Origin of the sequence: Proteiniphilum saccharofermentans (assembly GCF_900095135.1) — a bacterium.
Lineage (GTDB): Bacteria > Bacteroidota > Bacteroidia > Bacteroidales > Dysgonomonadaceae > Proteiniphilum > Proteiniphilum saccharofermentans.
The window spans coordinates 842,057-859,320 of sequence record NZ_LT605205.1; the positions used below are offsets into that span (position 1 = coordinate 842,057).

The 17,264-nt window shown below is 44.3% G+C and carries 13 protein-coding genes; 4 read left to right on the forward strand and 9 right to left on the reverse strand.

Going from position 1 to position 17,264, the window contains the following annotated elements; genetic code table 11:
* Positions 1 to 93 precede the first annotated feature (93 nt).
* Positions 94 to 3,105 (forward strand): PD-(D/E)XK nuclease family protein, encoded by a 3,012-nt coding sequence (locus PSM36_RS03205; protein WP_076928785.1) that lies wholly within the window; start codon positions 94 to 96, stop codon positions 3,103 to 3,105.
* Here PSM36_RS03205 and PSM36_RS03210 read toward each other — a convergent pair.
* From PSM36_RS03210 to PSM36_RS03235, 6 genes are all read right to left on the reverse strand, one after another.
* Entirely contained in the window at positions 3,083 to 3,736 is a 654-nt protein-coding gene (locus tag PSM36_RS03210; RefSeq protein ID WP_076928787.1) for an HAD family hydrolase, read from the reverse strand. The genes PSM36_RS03205 and PSM36_RS03210 overlap by 23 nt on opposite strands.
* A complete protein-coding gene (locus PSM36_RS03215) occupies positions 3,733 to 4,545 on the reverse strand; it encodes a copper resistance protein NlpE N-terminal domain-containing protein (RefSeq protein WP_083710911.1) in 813 nt (270 codons plus the stop codon). Before PSM36_RS03215 ends, PSM36_RS03210 begins: the two co-directional genes overlap by 4 nt.
* 235 nt (positions 4,546 to 4,780) lie before the next feature.
* Positions 4,781 to 7,291: a YfhO family protein gene (locus PSM36_RS03220; RefSeq protein ID WP_076932014.1), complete on the reverse strand. Its 2,511-nt coding sequence runs from the start codon at positions 7,289 to 7,291 to the stop codon at positions 4,781 to 4,783.
* Between the two features lie 204 nt (positions 7,292 to 7,495).
* Positions 7,496 to 8,017, reverse strand: a complete 522-nt coding sequence (locus PSM36_RS03225; protein WP_076928789.1) for a hypothetical protein — start codon at positions 8,015 to 8,017, stop codon at positions 7,496 to 7,498.
* A gap of 208 nt (positions 8,018 to 8,225) precedes the next feature.
* Entirely contained in the window at positions 8,226 to 10,268 is a 2,043-nt protein-coding gene (gene metG / locus PSM36_RS03230) for a methionine--tRNA ligase (protein WP_076928792.1), read from the reverse strand.
* 199 nt (positions 10,269 to 10,467) lie between these two features.
* Positions 10,468 to 12,027 carry an alanine/glycine:cation symporter family protein gene (locus PSM36_RS03235; RefSeq protein WP_232001506.1) on the reverse strand — a complete coding sequence of 520 codons (1,560 nt, stop codon included), beginning with the start codon at positions 12,025 to 12,027 and terminating at the stop codon, positions 10,468 to 10,470.
* 105 nt (positions 12,028 to 12,132) lie between these two features.
* Between PSM36_RS03235 and PSM36_RS03240 the strand changes: the two genes are divergently transcribed.
* Entirely contained in the window at positions 12,133 to 13,296 is a 1,164-nt protein-coding gene (locus PSM36_RS03240) for an IS4 family transposase (protein WP_076928794.1), read from the forward strand.
* Between the two features lie 474 nt (positions 13,297 to 13,770).
* Positions 13,771 to 15,144: a Gfo/Idh/MocA family protein gene (locus tag PSM36_RS03250; protein ID WP_076928799.1), complete on the forward strand. Its 1,374-nt coding sequence runs from the start codon at positions 13,771 to 13,773 to the stop codon at positions 15,142 to 15,144.
* 83 nt (positions 15,145 to 15,227) lie between these two features.
* On the opposite strand, the gene PSM36_RS03255 is transcribed toward PSM36_RS03250, so the two are convergent.
* The 3 genes from PSM36_RS03255 to PSM36_RS17500 form a co-directional block, all read right to left on the reverse strand.
* Positions 15,228 to 15,776, reverse strand: coding sequence for an NADPH-dependent FMN reductase (locus tag PSM36_RS03255; RefSeq protein ID WP_076928801.1), 549 nt, complete (start codon positions 15,774 to 15,776; stop codon positions 15,228 to 15,230).
* 157 nt (positions 15,777 to 15,933) lie between these two features.
* Positions 15,934 to 16,371 (reverse strand): nucleoside deaminase, encoded by a 438-nt coding sequence (locus tag PSM36_RS03260; protein WP_076928804.1) that lies wholly within the window; start codon positions 16,369 to 16,371, stop codon positions 15,934 to 15,936.
* Positions 16,372 to 16,481: 110 nt separating this feature from the next.
* Complete coding sequence (locus PSM36_RS17500) at positions 16,482 to 16,709, reverse strand: hypothetical protein (RefSeq protein WP_394333045.1); 228 nt, start codon at positions 16,707 to 16,709, stop codon at positions 16,482 to 16,484.
* 133 nt (positions 16,710 to 16,842) lie between these two features.
* Here PSM36_RS17500 and PSM36_RS03270 point away from each other — a divergent pair, with 133 nt between their 5' ends.
* Positions 16,843 to 17,205 (forward strand): YraN family protein, encoded by a 363-nt coding sequence (locus tag PSM36_RS03270; protein WP_076928809.1) that lies wholly within the window; start codon positions 16,843 to 16,845, stop codon positions 17,203 to 17,205.
* The last annotated feature ends 59 nt before the right edge of the window (positions 17,206 to 17,264 follow it).

The following is a 17,264-nucleotide window of genomic DNA, read 5'->3' on the forward strand; positions in this document are numbered from 1 at the left end:
AAAAAAATGGCGATTATCTACACTGTACACGGCGATATTGTATATATTCACCGGATTATATCAGCGAACCTTGTAACCAGTTTATAACCTTTTATGACCCCATTCCTGTATAAAATAGCGGAAGTCTTTTATGCGCAATACGGTAACGAACTATATCGACATACGTTTGTGTTCCCAAATCGGCGTGCCGGTTTTTTCTTTCAGAAATACCTTGCGGAAATTGCCGGTAAGCCGCTTTTTTCTCCTTCCGTAATAACTATCCAGGAGCTTTTTGCGTCTTTGTCACCCTACCGGCCGGCCGATAAAATAGAGATGCTTGTGATGCTCTACGATCATTTCGGCAGGATCAGCGGTTCCGACGAGTCGTTCGACGATTTTCTGTACTGGGGCGAAATGCTGCTGAATGATTTCAATGATGTGGATAAGTACATGGCGGATGCTAAACAGCTATTCCGCAATGTACATGATTTCCGGTCGATGGATGATGATCTGACCCATCTTACCGAAAAACAGAAAGAAGCTATCCGTCGTTTCTGGACCAATTTTATGCCGGTAGGGGAGAGCGAAACCAAGAAAAAGTTTCAAAAGACATGGCAGATATTGTATGAATTGTACTCGTCTTTCCGTGCGGAATTACAAGAAAAGAGGCTCGCTTATGAAGGAATGATGTTCCGGGAGGTGGCAGAACGCGCCGGGGCGGGGGGATTAGACAGTCCGGGTAAACATGCCGGGTTGGCAGAACAAGGAAATCAGGATAAACCGGGATTCCCGGATGGACAAGACAGAGCGGATAAACCAAACGGACAGGGAGAGCAGAGTTATGACCAGTCGGCAAGCTACATATTTGTAGGATTGAACGCGCTCACACCGACGGAAATAGCACTACTCGAATATGTGAAAAACCAGGGGATCGCCGATTTTTACTGGGATTACGAATCACCGCAGGTGCATGACAGCCAAAACCGGGCGTCGTTATGGGTCAAAGACAACCTGCGGAGGTTTCCTTCGAAATTTATCCTGCAGGATAGTACCGGCAATGGAGAGGGTGGGAAAACAGATGCAGGGAGGCCGGAGAAAACAAGCATAGAGGTGATTGGCGTTCCCTCAGGGGTAGGGCAGGCGAAACATGTTACGCAGATCCTTTTGCGACTAATCGGTTCAGGGGCTATCCCCAATCCGGATGAGGCGATCAATACGGCCATAGTGCTGCCGGATGAACGGCTTTTGTTACCGGTACTCTATTCCATTCCTGAAGAGATTGAAAAGATAAACGTCACTATGGGGTATGGGCTCTCTTATTCATCGATCTCGGCGCTGATGGAACATATTGCCGGTTTACAGCGTAATATACGGGAATCGGCCGGAGAAATGATGTTTTATCACCGGAATGTGTTATCGATCCTGAATCATCCGTTGGTGTATACATCGGCCAAAGAGGAGGTTGAAGCGCTAAAAACATATATCCTAACCAATAACCGGATTGTTGTGTCGGATTCGGAGTTTCCGCAACATCCTCTGCTTCAACTGATATTTCGACCGTTAACTGCATGGCATGATATTTTTGAATATATAAAAGACATCCTCACCTTTATCTACAACACCCTTACAGATGAAAAACGGGTTAAGGAAGAGGCCGGAGACAGTACACGGCCGATAGATCTGGAACGGGAGTTTATCGTACAGTATCATAAAACCGTGACCCGTTTGCAGGACAGGCTTCATACTGCGAGAAACATGTCGCTGGAAACCTGTTTCCGGCTGTTGAACAAACTGGCACATTCCATCAGTGTGGCATTCAGCGGTGAACCGCTCTCGGGCTTGCAGGTGATGGGTGTGCTGGAAACACGTGTGATCGATTTCGAAAACCTGATTATCCTTTCGATGAATGAAGGCGTTTTCCCCTTGAAAGATCCGGTCAACTCTTTTATCCCATTCACATTGCGGAAAGGATTCGGTCTTCCGGTATACGAACACCAGGACAGTACTTATGCATATCATTTTTACCGTATGATCAGCCGTGCGAAGAGGGTGTTTATGCTGTATGATACGCGTACGGAGGAGATGCAGACGGGCGAAGTAAGCCGCTATTTTTATCAGTTGAAATATCTTTATCCTGATTATTTCAATATTTCGGAGCGAGTGGTGGCTTACGATGTGGCTGCACCCGAAATATTACCGGTATCGGTCACTAAAACGCCGGAAGTATTGCGGATGTTAGATGCATTCAGAAAGGGTGGGGAGTCGTTTCTGTCGGCCTCGCTCATCAACAACTACATCAATTGTCCCCTGCAGTTTTATTTTACAGCGGTGGAAGGTCTCTACGAAGAAGATGAAGTGCGGGAGTCGGTAGAGTCTGACCTGTTCGGCTCGATCTTCCACAAGTTGATGGAGACGATCTATAGTCGTTATAAAGCCAAAACGGTTACGCCTGATGTGCTGACATCGATTGCTAAAGATGATGCTTTGCTGACGAAGCTGCTCGAAAAGGCATTTGCGGAGTATTATTTCAAACAGAAGGATGAACCCCGGCCGTTGCTGGGGCAGCATTATCTGATCGGGGAGATTCTCCGGAGCTATGTTAAACAAACCCTGGAAACGGACAAACAGTTTACACCCTTTGAATTTGTAGGGGCGGAATACCGTTTCCGCACACCATATCGTGTGAATGCTGGACTCTCGGTGAATTTCAAGGGGATTATAGACCGGATCGACAAAGTGGGGGATAGTTATCGTATCATCGACTATAAGACCGGAACGGGGATGACTGATTTCAAGCAGATCGCTGACCTGTTTGACGGATCAAAACCGAACCGGCCATACCAGATCCTGCAGGTATTCGTGTACGCACTGTTTTACGCCCAGGAATATCCTGATGTGCGATTATCACCGGCCATTTATTACCTTCGTTCCATTTTTGGTGATCCATCACCGGCTGTTACCTGTAATAAACGTCCTATATCTGATATCTTGGTTTTCATGGACGAGTTTCTGTCGTTATTCAACAATTGCCTTGAGGAGATTTTCAATCCCGAAATCCCGTTTACCCAAACAAGGAATACCAAAAACTGCCAATGGTGTGCTTTTAAAGAACTTTGTAATAGGTGAATGGGGGGAGATCGGAAAAACTGTTGATCACCCAATCTGCTCCGGCATCTTGTAAGGTTGCAGCGTCAAATGAAGTAGTCAATCCGGCTACCCTACATCCGGCTGCTTTTCCGGCGAGTATCCCATTGATGGAATCTTCAATAATGAGGGTCGATCTGTGATCAGCCCCTAAATTTTCCAACGCCAGAAGATAAGGTTCCGGATTTGGTTTATGCTTTTGGGTATCCTCCTCCGTGATGACAATATCGAAAAAAGAAGTCAGATTCAATAGTTTGTCCACTTTTCGCACTGTGAAAAGCGAGGAGGAGGTAACCAATCCGGCCTGTAGTTTTATGGATTTTACTTTTTGAATAAAATCAGTAAACCCTTCTACATACTTCAACTCTTTCAAAAGATCTTCAAAAAAAGCATTTTTCTCTTCCAGCAGCTCTTCCATGGAGTGAGTGTTGTCCATGTTTTCATATACATACCGAAAGAATGACTCATCCGATCTCCCCACATAATCGTTTAGAAACGATTGTGAATATTTGATACCATGCTGTTCCAAAGTGAGCCCCATAGCCCGGAGGTGTAGTTTTTCCGAATCGATGACCACACCATCCATATCAAATAAAATAGTCTTTAACTTCATTGTAAATAGACTGCCACAAATCTGGCCAGCGGCGTTTCTCCCTTACTCAGTGTGAGCGTATCATTCTGAACAACATAGTTATCACTCAATTCAAATACCTGAAGGTATTCATGCTCGTAATCGATCCCGATGCAGGCCATCCTGGTGGTTGCCAGAGGCGTGAAATGGATACCGTTGTCTTCTGCGGAAAAAGAGTAACTTCCATTCATGTTGTTGCACCCCGTATTACCTATTATCCGGTTATCTTCATTTTTCAGGATAAAATGGGCTTCCCTGCCACCGGTTTCGGAAGGAGAGATCTCTTTTCCGTTCAGTTCTACCAGTTTCCAGTATTTTTCGGTGATGACATTGTCCATATCTATCTTCCTGAAAATATAGATTTCCGCTGGTAAGCTGCTTTCAATCGGATTCCCTTCGATATCGAGTGCTATCAGTTGGTTTTCGCCCACCTTAAACCATCTGTCCGTATCGTTGGTAGAGGTGGTGCTGGTCAGTTTGATCCTGCTTCCCGCTTCATCCCATTCGAACCGGCCGTTATCTGGAAACCGGTTTTCACCCTTTCCCAGATAGGTCGAAACCATTTCATAGGTCAGGTCATCGTTCAGGCGGATCTCTTCCTGTATTCCTTCACAGTCAGCACAAGGTAGTGTTCCCTTGTATACTCCCGCCCAATCCAGTGAATTGCGGCTGTTATGGGCCGGGTCGGCAACTTCTGTTTCATTTGTCTGGGCATTACTGCTCCGTTTACCTGTATTGCACGCACTGAGCGCAGCCACTACGATACATAATAAAACGATACTTTTCTTCATAGTTTTGTTTTGATTGTTTGTGTAATTAGTCAATTAAATTTTTTAACCTATTCTTACTCTTCGTGCGCTTGTCCCCTCACACGGAGCCCAAATAGGATCACCTCTGCTTCGGTATCTCGGATTTTGATCCTCGTACCGAACAATTTACAATCTCCTGCTACTCCTTTACAGTCATATTACAAATATATGCTATAATTTTTAGATTATGCGGCAGACACAAGAAAAAATAGGGGAATTATGGTCGATCATTGCGTCTTACCGCATTGTACACAAGAAAGAGGACAGTGAGCAGCATGATAATCAGCGCTGCATAGGCGATGCTGTCCGTCACCTTGATGCTTTGCGGATCGAAATGGAATTCGACTGTATGTTGTCCCGCCGGAATATGGAGTGCCCGCAGGGTGTAGTTGGCCCGCAGCATCTCTGCCGGCTGTCCGTCGATAGTAATCTGCCATCCCTTGGGATAATAAATTTCTGAGAACAAAGCCAGTTCATCTTTTTTTGCATCTACAGCATAAGTCACAAAATCGGAATCGTAGTCGGTTAACTGGATGGTCGATGCCGAATCGGCCGGTGTCGGTCGGAAGCCGGCGAGGATTGACTCATATTTTTTATCAGCTACTGCTTCTTTCCGGAGATCGATAGCTCCCAATGCGTCGATTTCTTCGTCGGCATTCTCTACAAAACGTATATCATCTACAAACCACGCATTCCCCATGGCATACGGATTCTCCAGAGGAATAGTGGCGCCATCCTGTGCCGGCATAATGATCCATTTGGCATTGAGCATATTCAACACTTTGAACCTGTCGGCATTCAAGGAATCCATTTCGCCTTGTGCCTGGATAATTCCTTGTTGTAAAGCCATCATTTCGGATCTGAGATGTATGTCTATCAGATCCTGATAACGACGCAGTTTTGCGGCATGATACCCTCCGATCACTTTATGGTGGTAGGGTGTAATACCGTCGTCAAAGGTACTGGTTGCCATATTCAACACACGATAATATTTGGTGGTATCCTGTAATATATACTGGTCGGCAGGTGATGGGGCAAATAGTTGTTGCTGGTTACTTTCCGGTACGAAATCACTATCGTTCAGGTAACGTTTGTTCACCCCCCACATATCCACTAAACAAAGCAGTAAAATGGCTGCTACCGTCCATTCTGCTTTTAACTTTTTATTGATGAACAGCCAAACAAGAACTCCTCCGATGGCAACAATAAAAAAGCTGCGCCAGGCATCTGCCGTAAAGATGGCAACACGCATATCGGTCAGATTGGCGATCACCGCTTGAATATGCTCGGGTGGCAGTGATTGTAATGCCTGCGTTTCCTGTCCGGAGATAAAGGAAGAGAAGAAGAGTTTTGGTGCGACGGCAAATAATAATGCCATTCCACCGGTTACCCCAAGGCTGATATAGAGTTGTTTTACATTGTTTTTCAGTATTTCCGGCTTTTGAATCAGTTCCTTCACTGCCAGTACGGCCAGGAGCGGGATACAGAATTCGGCTACCACCAGGATAGAGGAGACTGCCCGGAATTTATTGTACATCGGGATCCAATCGATAAAAAAATCAGTCAACCCCATGAAATTCTTTCCCCAGGAGAGCAGGATAGAGAAGAGGGTACCGGCCAATAAGGCCCATTTCAATGGCCCTTTCACAATAAAAAGCCCCAATACGAAGAGAGCCAACACAAAGGCACCTACATAGACCGGTCCTGCTGTAAAAGGTTGCTCCCCCCAGTACTGTCCGATCTGTTGATAGAGTTGTTGATATTCCGGGCGTGCTTTACTCATTGCCCTTTCATTCTCAGCAATTCTAGCGGCGGAAGTTCCACCTTTGGTATTAGGTACCAGCAATGTCCATGTTTCACCTATACCATAGCTCCAGGCGGTGATATAATCACGTTCCAGCCCATTTCCGGTTTTATTCTCTTCTCCATGATGGGCTAATTCTGATTTACCCCGCATGGTCTCTTTCGAATATTCGTAAGTGTGGTAAAGGTTACTCGCGTTGGCCGCCACACCGATGATCCCCGCTGCAAGCAGCACCGCTGTCGATCTCACGAAACCGGGTAACTCTTTTTTTTGAATGGCTTCTATAAAAAAAGCAATCGCTATAAAAAGCATGACGAACAAAAAGTAGTAGGTCATCTGCGGGTGGTTGGACGATACCTGGAAAGCAACGAAGAGCATGAAGACCAGTCCGCCCAAGAGGTATTTCTTTCGGTAGATATAGATCATCCCGGCTATAGTGGGTGGAATATAGGCAAGCGTGACAAATTTCCAGATATGTCCTGCTGCGATAAGGATGAAGAAATAGGATGAGAAAGCCCAGATAACAGCTCCCAGTGCACTCAATAGAGGGGAGGCCTTCAATGCACGCATCAGGATATAAAACCCGAGCAGCATAATGAATGCCAGACCGACATAATTCGGCAGAAAGAGCGAATAGGCCTTTTTAACAGCATCCTGTGGTTTGGAAGAGTCGTAGGTGGGACTCATCTGATAGGAAGGCATTCCGCTGAACATGGAGAGATTCCATCTTGTACGTTTTCCATCGTGGCGTTCCATATAATCGCGCTGCTCCTGTCCCTGTCCGATGGCAGCCAAGGAGTCGCTTTGTGCGATTACACGTCCCTCTGTCACTGGCGAAGCGAAATAGATAAATGAGACCAGGATGAATCCTGCGATCACGATCAGGTCGGGTAGTATTTTTTTGAAATCGAAAGAATTTTTCATATGATTAAAATAAATTTCCTGCGGATTCAATTCACGTCAGCATATCATTAAATTGACTACCGTTTATTGTTTAAATCACAAAATTAACAGATTATTCCGTGAAAGCCTTATTTTTGGTACAATTCTTTTGGGCTCCACCGGGCAAAAAAAGAGAGAACCACTTTATAGTGGCTCTCTCTGCTGAATATCTTATAACTGTTTCTTTTAAAACCGCTTTCCGATAGAGATACCTAACCGGGGATAAGCTCCGTCATTGACAAAATCCCGTCCGGCTCCAAAATAGAATTCTCCTACCCAGTTATTGCGTGTAAGATATTTCCATCCTAAGGCTAATCCCAATCCGGCACCAAATTCAGATGCGGAATATTCTTTTTGAGATAACAGGGCTCCGTTGGCCTCAATGAAAAATCCGGCGCCATACTTTTGTAAATTTTGGGAACTTCCTCCAAAAAACCAACGTGCATAAGGCATTAGTCCAAAACTCAAAGGATATTCGTCCTCATCAAGACTTACTCCTGCTGTTACCCCCAGGCTGAAGTCTTCGCTAAGGATCCGTTCGTATGAAACTTCGGGATACAGCCCGAAAATAGTAGTTCCGAGGTTTAATTTCACTTCGTTTTGTGGAATATCTCTCGATATTTTCCATCCCATCACGCGGTGTGTCTTTTGGGAAAAAGCACTGAAGCTAACCAATAACGCGATAGCGAGAATAGCTTGTTTTTTCATAAAAGTAGTTTTTAGTTTGGAATTCGTTTATTTCACGCAACAGCAACCTTGTATTATGCTTATTACGTGCTGAGCACCTCTTGTCTCTATTCTCAAGATGCAAATAACGAAAAAAGGTTACCTATAACTATGTTAAAAATAACGAAATGTTTAATGAATCCCAATTTTTCTTCTCTTACTTTCAACGAAAGACTATCTCTATTTCAAATCACACTACCTGGCTTCCGGGCAATACCTCTTTCGTAGGCGCTACCAAGGAGAGGCTGCCGTCGGCATTTTCTGCCGAAAGGATCATCCCTTCGGAAAGCAAGCCTCTCATTTTTCTCGGTTCGAGGTTTGCAATGAAACATACCTGCTTACCGATCAGTTCTTGGGGATTAGGGTAATGAGCCGCGATGCCGGAGAGAATAGTCCGTTTCTTCAGTCCATCGTCGAGGAGGAAACGGAGCAATTTGTCGGTTTTGGGGACTTTTTCACATTCCAATACCCTGCCCACCCGGATATCCAGTTTTTCGAATATGTCGAACTGGATAACCTCTTTTATCGGGTTGGCCTTGTGTTCACTTGCTTCATTCGCTTTCTTTGTGTCGAGCAACTTTTGAATCTGTTTTTCAATTACCTCATCTTCTATTTTTTCAAATAGCAATGCTGACTCTCCCAATGTATGTCCTTCCGGAAGCAAGTTGAATTTGCCTAAATCGTTCCATCCCAGATTTTCGGTATTGATGAAGGTTTTGATCTTTGCCGATGAGAAGGGTAGGAACGGTTCAAAAACAATGGCGAGGTTGGCTGTGATCTGCAGTGCTATGTTAAGGATGGTGGCAGTCCGTTCCATATCGGTCTTGGCTATCTTCCACGGTTCAGAGTCTGCCAGGTATTTATTTCCGAGACGGGCAAGGTTCATTGCTTCTTTTTGTGCTTCACGGAAATGATAGCTTTCAAGATTGTATTCAACAACTGCCTTTACTTTTCCCGCTTCGGCAATTGTTTCACGATCATATTCGGTCAGTTCTCCCGATGCGGGCACTTTATTGTCGAAATACTTCTGTGTAAGTACCAATGCGCGGTTCACAAAGTTGCCAAGTACGGCTACCAACTCGTTATTGTTACGTGCCTGAAAATCTTTCCAGGTGAAATCGTTGTCTTTGGTCTCCGGAGCATTGGCAGTGAGTACGTAGCGGAGGATATCCTGTTTGCCGGGGAATTCTTCCAGATACTCATGCAACCATACCGCCCAGTTGCGTGAGGTGGATATCTTGTCATTTTCAAGGTTGAGGAACTCATTGGCCGGAACGTTTTCCGGCAGAATGAAAGAACCTTCTGCTTTCAGCATGGCAGGGAAGACAATACAGTGGAACACGATATTGTCTTTGCCGATGAAATGCACCAGTTTGGTTTCTTCATCTTTCCACCATTTCTCCCAGTTGTCGGGCAACAGCTCTTTGGTATTGGAAATATATCCGATGGGCGCGTCAAACCATACATAGAGTACTTTGCCATCGGCACCTTCCACGGGTACCGGTACGCCCCAGTCGAGGTCGCGGCTCACGGCACGCGGTTGTAATCCCAGATCCAGCCACGATTTACACTGGCCGTACACGTTTGTTTTCCATTCCTTGTGATCCTCAAGTATCCATTGGCGCAGCCATGCTTCATGTCTATCCAGAGGCAGGTACCAATGTTTGGTCTTTCGCATTACAGGCTTGCTGCCGCTGAGCGTGGATTTTGGATTAATAAGGTCCGAAGGACTGAGTGATGTGCCACATTGTTCGCACTGGTCACCGTAGGCTTTCTCATTTCCGCAGTGGGGACAGGTGCCGGTGATATAACGGTCGGCAAGGAACTGTCCGGCTTCTTCATCGTAATATTGTTCGCTCTCCTGTTCAGAGAATTCATCTTTGTCGTACAAGGTGCGAAAAAAATTGGATGCTGTCTCCTTGTGGATATCCGATGTGGTACGTGAGTAGATGTCGAATGTAATGCCAAACTCTTCGAACGATTTTTTGATCAGCGTATGGTAGCGATCCACGATATCCTGGGGAGTAACTCCCTCGTTACGGGCTTTGATGGTGATAGGAATTCCATGTTCGTCAGAACCACCGATAAGAAGTACCTCTTCTCCTTTCAGGCGCAGATAACGGGCATAGATATCAGCAGGGACATACACCCCGGCCAGATGTCCGATATGTACCGGACCGTTCGCATACGGCAGCGCCGATGTAATGAGCGTGCGTTTAAATTGTTTTGACATATTCGAATTTCAAATTACGGACTGTGTGCTCATGCTTCGAAAAAACGTTTTCACATGGACAAACACCCCTTTCATTAGAGCTTGCAAATTTACATGATTTTTTTGAAACTAACTTTATTCGATGGTTATTCAGTAGTTATTCGATAGTTGTTCAAATTTACAGAGTAAATCTGTATTGGCACATTAGCATATTGGCACATCAATTTTTTGGATGTTCTTTCTTAAAATCTATCCAGTAATCTTTGATTGTCGATTTCACCTCTTTGTGCAGAATAAGTAGTCCGATCAGGTTCGGGACTGTCATAAGGGCGATGGTGATCAACGATAAACTCCAGATGATTGTGGTATCGGTAAAGGAAGCAAGAAAAAATCCCAATACGAAAATGATCCTATAGACCACTATATATTTTGCTCCTACTAAGTAAGTGACACTTCTGTCCCCGTAATAAGACCAGGCGATAGCGGTGGAGAAAGCAAACAGGAGTAATGCAATGGCGACAATATATTGTCCGGAGTTGCCTAGTATGCTTTTCGAGAAAGCCGCGGTAGAGAGAGGGGCACTGTGAATAAGGGATTGCCCGGTGAAGGTTAAATTACCGGACCGGTCGGTTATCTTACCATTAGTGACCGGAATTTTGCCGGAGAAAAGATCTCCACCCTGTCGAACTTCAATATTTTCTGCCAATGAACGTGCATGAATAATGGAAATCTTATCCAGGATTTTACCTTCTTCTATCTGAATTTCCCCTGTGAAGAGGGATACCTTATCCTTATTATTCAGATGGTTCTTGAGGGCAGCTAGATTTTCTTCATTTTGTTCGTGATAATAACCTGCCAGAATTTCGATATCGGTTTGCTGGAACTGATTGGAGAGTTTTTCATTCCATACACCTGATGATAAGAGCACCATGCCGGTAAGAAAACAGATGATGATGGTGTCGATGAACGGTTCCAGGATGGCAACCATCCCTTCTGAAACCGGTTCATGGGCTTTGGCTGCAGCATGGGCGATGGGTGCGGAACCCTGTCCCGCCTCATTGGAGAATAATCCTCTGTTTACTCCATTGTTGAATGCGAAAGCGAATCCGGCTCCCAGAAAACCGCCGACAGCAGCTGTACCGGAAAAGATATCACTGAATATAGATATAAATGAAGGGATAATATTTTGATAATTGGAGAAAATGACCGCTATGGCTCCTGCAAAATAGATGATCGCCATGAAAGGGACCAGTTTTTCGGTTACCTGTGCTATCCTTTTGATCCCTCCGATGATAATCAAGCCGAGTAAGACGGATAAGACAGCCCCCGTTACCATATGTTGTATCCCGAAAGTGGCAAACATGGCATTCGATATGCTGTTTATCTGTGGCAGGCTTCCGGTCCCGAAAGAAGATAAAATGGTAGCTATCGCGAAAAATCCCCCTATCCAGTATCCTGTTTTGATTTGCTTCCCATTTTTCAGATTGATATTTAACCGTTTTTTCATATAATACATGGGGCCACCGGCTACCATCCCTTTTTCATCAAAATCCCGGTATTTATGTGACAGGGTTACTTCCACGAATTTGGTACACATCCCTAAAAATGCAGTCATCAGCATCCAGAACAATGCAGCCGGTCCTCCCAAATGGACAGCCAGCGCCACTCCGGCAATATTCCCGGTACCCACCGTTCCTGAAAGGGCGGTAGCCAACGCCTGAAAATGGGATGTGTCGCCTTTGTCTGTCTTTTTGTCGTATTTTCCTTCATTAGTGTCCACTAAAAAATCATAATAGTTCTTTGAAATTGTTGATATTCAATTTATTGTATCCGATTTTCGAGTCAACGGATTTGAATTTATCTTTGCGGTCAGAATCAGACCGTTATGCATAAAGACCCATTCGTTTTCTCCCAATTAGTCCAGTTCATGGATAGGAATCACTTCAATTACCTTGTACGCAAGTATGAAGGTGATAGATACGTCAAGAGCTTTACCTGTTGGAATCAGCTACTTACGATGATGTTCGGGCAACTGACCAACCGCGAAAGCCTCCGCGATCTAATTGTAGCGACCGAGGCGCATAGCGGCAAACTTTACCATCTTGGAATGGGAAAGTCGGTGACCCGAAGCAATCTTAGCAAGGCTAATGAGCAGCGCGACTATCGTATATTCGAGGACTATGCCAAGTTCATGATCAACGAGGCAAGGAAGCGGCGGATTGACAAAATCTTCGAGCTTGAAGGGCATGTCTATGCGTTCGATTCGACTACGATTGACCTGTGTCTGTCGGTGTTCGAATGGGCTAAATTCCGTAAGCATAAAGGCGGCATCAAGATGCACACGCTTTACGATATAGAGGCTCAAGTTCCTGCTTTCGTGCATATTACTCCGGCAAACGTACACGATTCCAAGGCTATGCTTGAGATACCATACGAGCCAGGGGCCCATTATATTTTCGATCGCGGCTACAACGATTACGGCAACCTGTACACTATTCACCGCACTAAAGGATTCTTCGTTCTGAGAGCCAAAAACAACGTCCAGATGAAGCCGAGAACTTGGAAAAGGCGACTTGCGCGAGGCATCGTTTCCGACATAGTCGGCACTTTCACCGTGTATAAAAGCACCAAGGTTTATCCGGAGGAACTGCGAAAGGTGATTTGCATCGATCCTGAGGATGGTAGCAAATACATTTTTCTTACCAATAATCTGACAGCCACGGCCTCTCTGATTTCGGAACTTTACCGCAATCGGTGGAGTGTGGAACTATTCTTCAAATGGGTGAAGCAACATCTCCGAATCAAGAAGTTCTGGGGTACATCAGAGAATGCCGTGCGTGTCCAAATCTATTGTGCAATAATTACTTATTGCCTTGTAGCAATAGTTCAACACGGCATGAAATTGGAACGCAGCATCTACGAAGTCCTTCAAATTCTTGGAATCTCGCTTACCGACAAGACCCATTTGCGGGACTTGTTCGACAAAAAGAATATCAATGATGTCAAAGATCTCTATGGTTCGAGTGAACTAAATTTATTCAACTTTTAACCGTGTCCAATTTTTAGTGGACACTTGTGATTTTCCTTTTACAATGCGGATAGCATGTGAAAAATACCTGATTTGAGGAAACTTTAAGTAGAATGTGAAAAAAACGCCTGTTCCCAGAAGTAGAAAAATAAACCAGTTGTTTCCTGCAATATATTGATGTATAAAGAGAAAGAATTCGTTGAGTTGTTGCATAAAACTAAATTATAGGTAGAGTAATCGATGACCAGTTTGCAAATATAGTTATTCATTTAAAAAATCAAACATTCACTTAAAAAAAGATTAATATGACGTTTTGTACAAACTTTATTATCTTTGTCTTTACTTTTGATGTTATTTCTTTTCTATTGCAGTACTGAGGTGTTGACGTGAACATGATTGCCAATCCGATAATTTTCTGGTGGATAGTTCGTACAGACCGAAACTAACAAAATATATAGAAACAGACCAAATATAAATTTAAAATAATACTTTATCATGGACAGACGAAATTTTTTAAAGAAATCCGCCATTTCAGCAACGGGGTTAAGCCTGGCTCCGTTGATGGGAAGCTCCTATTCTTCCGTTTTCGGTCAATCTTCACCGGGTAATAAAATCAAGGTAGGCCTGATCGGGTGCCGTAATCAAGGATGGAGTAATCTGAAAGCTTTTCTTCAATACCCCGACGTGGAGTGTATCTCCATGTGTGATGTGGATGATCAATGGCTCTATCAACGTGCTTCCGATTTGGAAGAGTTGACCGGTAAAAAGCCACCTCAGTTGGTGAAGGACTGGCGCAGGGTGATCGATAACAAAGATGTGGACATGGTGATTATCGGGACCCCCGACCATTGGCACTGTCTCCAGTTGATCGCTGCCTGTGAGGCAGGTAAGGATGTCTTTGTGGAAAAACCGCTGGCCAATACTATTGAGGAGTGCGACCTGATGGTAAAAGCTACGCGTAAATATAACCGTATTGTGCAGGTGGGGCAGTGGCAACGTAGTGACCCACACTGGGACGAAGCGGCTGCATATGTGCAAAGCGGAGAACTGGGCCGTGTGAGAACCGTAAAAGTATGGGCTTATCAGACCAGCAAATGGACATTGCCGGTAGTCCCCGATTCGGCACCACCTGCAGGCGTGGATTATGACATGTGGTTAGGTCCGGCGCCTAAGCGTACTTTTAACCAAAACAGGTTTCATTATAATTTCCGTTTCTTCTGGGATTACGCCGGTGGGTTGATGGCCGATTGGGGTGTGCACCTGCTTGATTATGCCATGAAAGGGATGAATGTGGGATTACCTTCATATGTCTATGGCGCCGGAGGAAAATATGGCTATCCGGATGATGCCATGGAGACGCCCGATACACTGATGGTGACTTATAAATATCCTGATTTCAATATCATCTGGGATCATGCATGTGGAATAGGTACAGGATTGTTCGGTCTCAGGGAAGGGGTTGCCTTTTTTGGAGAGAACGGTACGCTGATCCTTACCCGCCAGGGGTGGGAGGTAGTCCCCGAACAAGCTATCAATAGCCGTACGTTCCCATATTGTTACCCTTGTGACGATGAAAGAAAACCCAATACGCTCCGGATGGAAGCAGTGGAAAAAAAGAAAGGTACAGGCAGAGGTCTCTATCTGCATGCCGGCAATATGCTCGATTGTATGCGTTCACGTGAATTGCCTAATGCTGATATCGCCATTGGCGCTGAAGTGGCTAAACTGAGTCATTTGGGGAATATCTCATGTCGTGTAGGGACTGCACTGAACTGGGATGACAAAGCTGGAAAATTTGTCGGTAATGACGAAGCCAACAGGTTAATCAAGGCAAATTACCGCGCTCCATGGAAATTGCCGGAACTCTGATATTTTTTATGGGTATAAATGAAAATCGCTCCGGAAGTATAATCACACAGCCGGAGCGAAATTTTATATAATAGGTGGATATCTTAAAACTTGTATACCCATTTGGCAAATGCATTTACCCAATTCTTCAGAAATTCTTTGGTGCTTTCGTTCTTCAGGTTGTTTTGTTCGTCGAACAGCTCCCATGAATTTCCGATATATGCTTCGGGTTGTTGCATCATATAGATGTTCAGGAAGACCATGGGTTGACGCAGTGCGTGGTTAGCTACTGAGCCGCCAAGAGGACTCATGGAACTGCTCACGATAGCTCCCGGCTTTCCTGCCCATTTATTCTGCCCATAAGGTCTTGATCCTACATCAAGTGCATTTTTCATTACCCCGGAAGTACTTCGGTTATACTCAGGAGTGAAAAAAAGATATCCATCAGCCTCACCGATCTTTTTGCGGAATTCAACCCATTCTGCCGGAGGATTTGCATCGAGGTCCTCATTGTAGTGAGCTAACTGCCCTATTTCTATAATCTCCAACTCCAAGGAATCAGGAGCTAACCTAATTACCTCATTTGCCAACTTTCTGTTGACCGATTCTTTTCGCAGGCTGCCTACCAGGACAGCTATTTTCTTTTTACTCATAACACCTGTTTTTTAGTTGATTTGCAGATTTATACATAAAAATTTCCGTATTAGTATTAACGCTTTTTCCATGGCTTTTGTTTGATAGTAAATATTGATAGGCTATCGGGTTCCGGTTTTGGAATAACAGCAGAGGGAAGCAGTAAAAGTCTTTGAATTATTTCCTGAAACGTGCGAAGAAAAGTTTCATCAGGTCAGCGCAATCATCGGCTAGTACACCAGAAGTAACGGTAGTCTTGGGATGGAGGAGATAAGGTGAGATCTGTGTATAGCCTCTTTTTTCATCTGATGCCCCGTATACTACACGCGATATTTGTGCCCATCTCAGTGCACCGGCACACATAGGGCAGGGTTCTACTGTCACGTAGAGGGTGCAATCGGTCAGGTATTTCCCCCCCAACACATTGGCTGCAGCAGTGATGGCTTGCATCTCGGCATGGGCTGTAACATCATTCAGGGTTTCTGTTAGATTGTGAGCACGGGTAATAATGCGTTCGTTCACTACGACAACTGCACCGACGGGTACTTCTCCATTTTCGAAAGCTTTGTGTGCTTCCCGCAAAGCCTGTTGCATAAAATATCGATCGTCGAGCATCAGTTAGAAAAATTACTAATTACCAATTAGAAGTCCAAGAAGTCAAAAATCTTGAATCTTGAATCTTGAATTCTTGAATCTTTAAATCATCAAATTATAAAATCAAAAGATTATCTCCTCATCTCATTTTCTTCGAACAGTGTAGGATAGTCCTGTTCCATATTTTTTAGCACATGGTTGAGAACGGTTTCACGGAACCATCTGGAACGGTTTGTGATTTTATACTTTTTCAGATAGAAATGAATCAGACTGTATTCTTCATCGCTGAGCAAAAACACGGCCTTTTTTGTACGTGGCTTGATCTTGCCCTGCGGTTTGTATTGTTTCGTTCTCATCAAATAACTATTGAAATTTCTGCATGCGCTTTTCCTTTGCCAGTGCAAAAAAACAAAATATTTTCGATAAAACGGGGGATTTACAGGGTAAAGTTGTATTTTTACAAGGTTTAAAAGCTGTTTTGTATCAAGAGAGATGGCCAAACACAATGAGTTGGGAAGGAAAGGTGAAGAAGCTGCGGTGAATTGTCTTAAAAGGAAGGGACACCGGGTTCTGGAACGGAATTGGTCTTTTTCCGGTTATGAAATCGATATAATATCAGAATATGAAGAATTTATCGTGTTCGTAGAGGTTAAGACCCGTAGTTCTGTCGAATGGGGTAATCCGGAAAATGCTGTTACTGAGCAACGTATGCGACGTATGATACGTGCTGCCAGTCACTATCTGAAAATAAACCATATCGATAAACCGGCCCGCTTCGATATTGTTACGGTAATAGGCAAAGAACAGAATTTCGAACTGGAACATATCGAAGATGCATTTTTACCTTTTTTGTGAAAAGAGCTTTGACTGAATACAATATGGTATGACAATTTTAATTGCATAAAACGGGAATC

Excerpts from the sequence above, each read along its gene's own strand:
- PSM36_RS03210 (WP_076928787.1), bottom strand. The coding sequence starts at position 3,736 with ATGAAGTTAAAGACTATTTTATTTGATATGGATGGTGTGGTCATCGAT.
- PSM36_RS03255 (WP_076928801.1), bottom strand. The coding sequence starts at position 15,776 with ATGAGTAAAAAGAAAATAGCTGTCCTGGTAGGCAGCCTGCGAAAAGAA.
- PSM36_RS03250 (WP_076928799.1), top strand. The coding sequence starts at position 13,771 with ATGGACAGACGAAATTTTTTAAAGAAATCCGCCATTTCAGCAACGGGG.
- metG (WP_076928792.1), bottom strand. The coding sequence starts at position 10,268 with ATGTCAAAACAATTTAAACGCACGCTCATTACATCGGCGCTGCCGTAT.
- PSM36_RS03205 (WP_076928785.1), top strand. The coding sequence starts at position 94 with ATGACCCCATTCCTGTATAAAATAGCGGAAGTCTTTTATGCGCAATAC.
- PSM36_RS03270 (WP_076928809.1), top strand. The coding sequence starts at position 16,843 with ATGGCCAAACACAATGAGTTGGGAAGGAAAGGTGAAGAAGCTGCGGTG.
- PSM36_RS03260 (WP_076928804.1), bottom strand. The coding sequence starts at position 16,371 with ATGCTCGACGATCGATATTTTATGCAACAGGCTTTGCGGGAAGCACAC.
- PSM36_RS03225 (WP_076928789.1), bottom strand. The coding sequence starts at position 8,017 with ATGAAAAAACAAGCTATTCTCGCTATCGCGTTATTGGTTAGCTTCAGT.
- PSM36_RS03240 (WP_076928794.1), top strand. The coding sequence starts at position 12,133 with ATGCATAAAGACCCATTCGTTTTCTCCCAATTAGTCCAGTTCATGGAT.
- PSM36_RS03215 (WP_083710911.1), bottom strand. The coding sequence starts at position 4,545 with ATGAAGAAAAGTATCGTTTTATTATGTATCGTAGTGGCTGCGCTCAGT.
- PSM36_RS03220 (WP_076932014.1), bottom strand. The coding sequence starts at position 7,291 with ATGAAAAATTCTTTCGATTTCAAAAAAATACTACCCGACCTGATCGTG.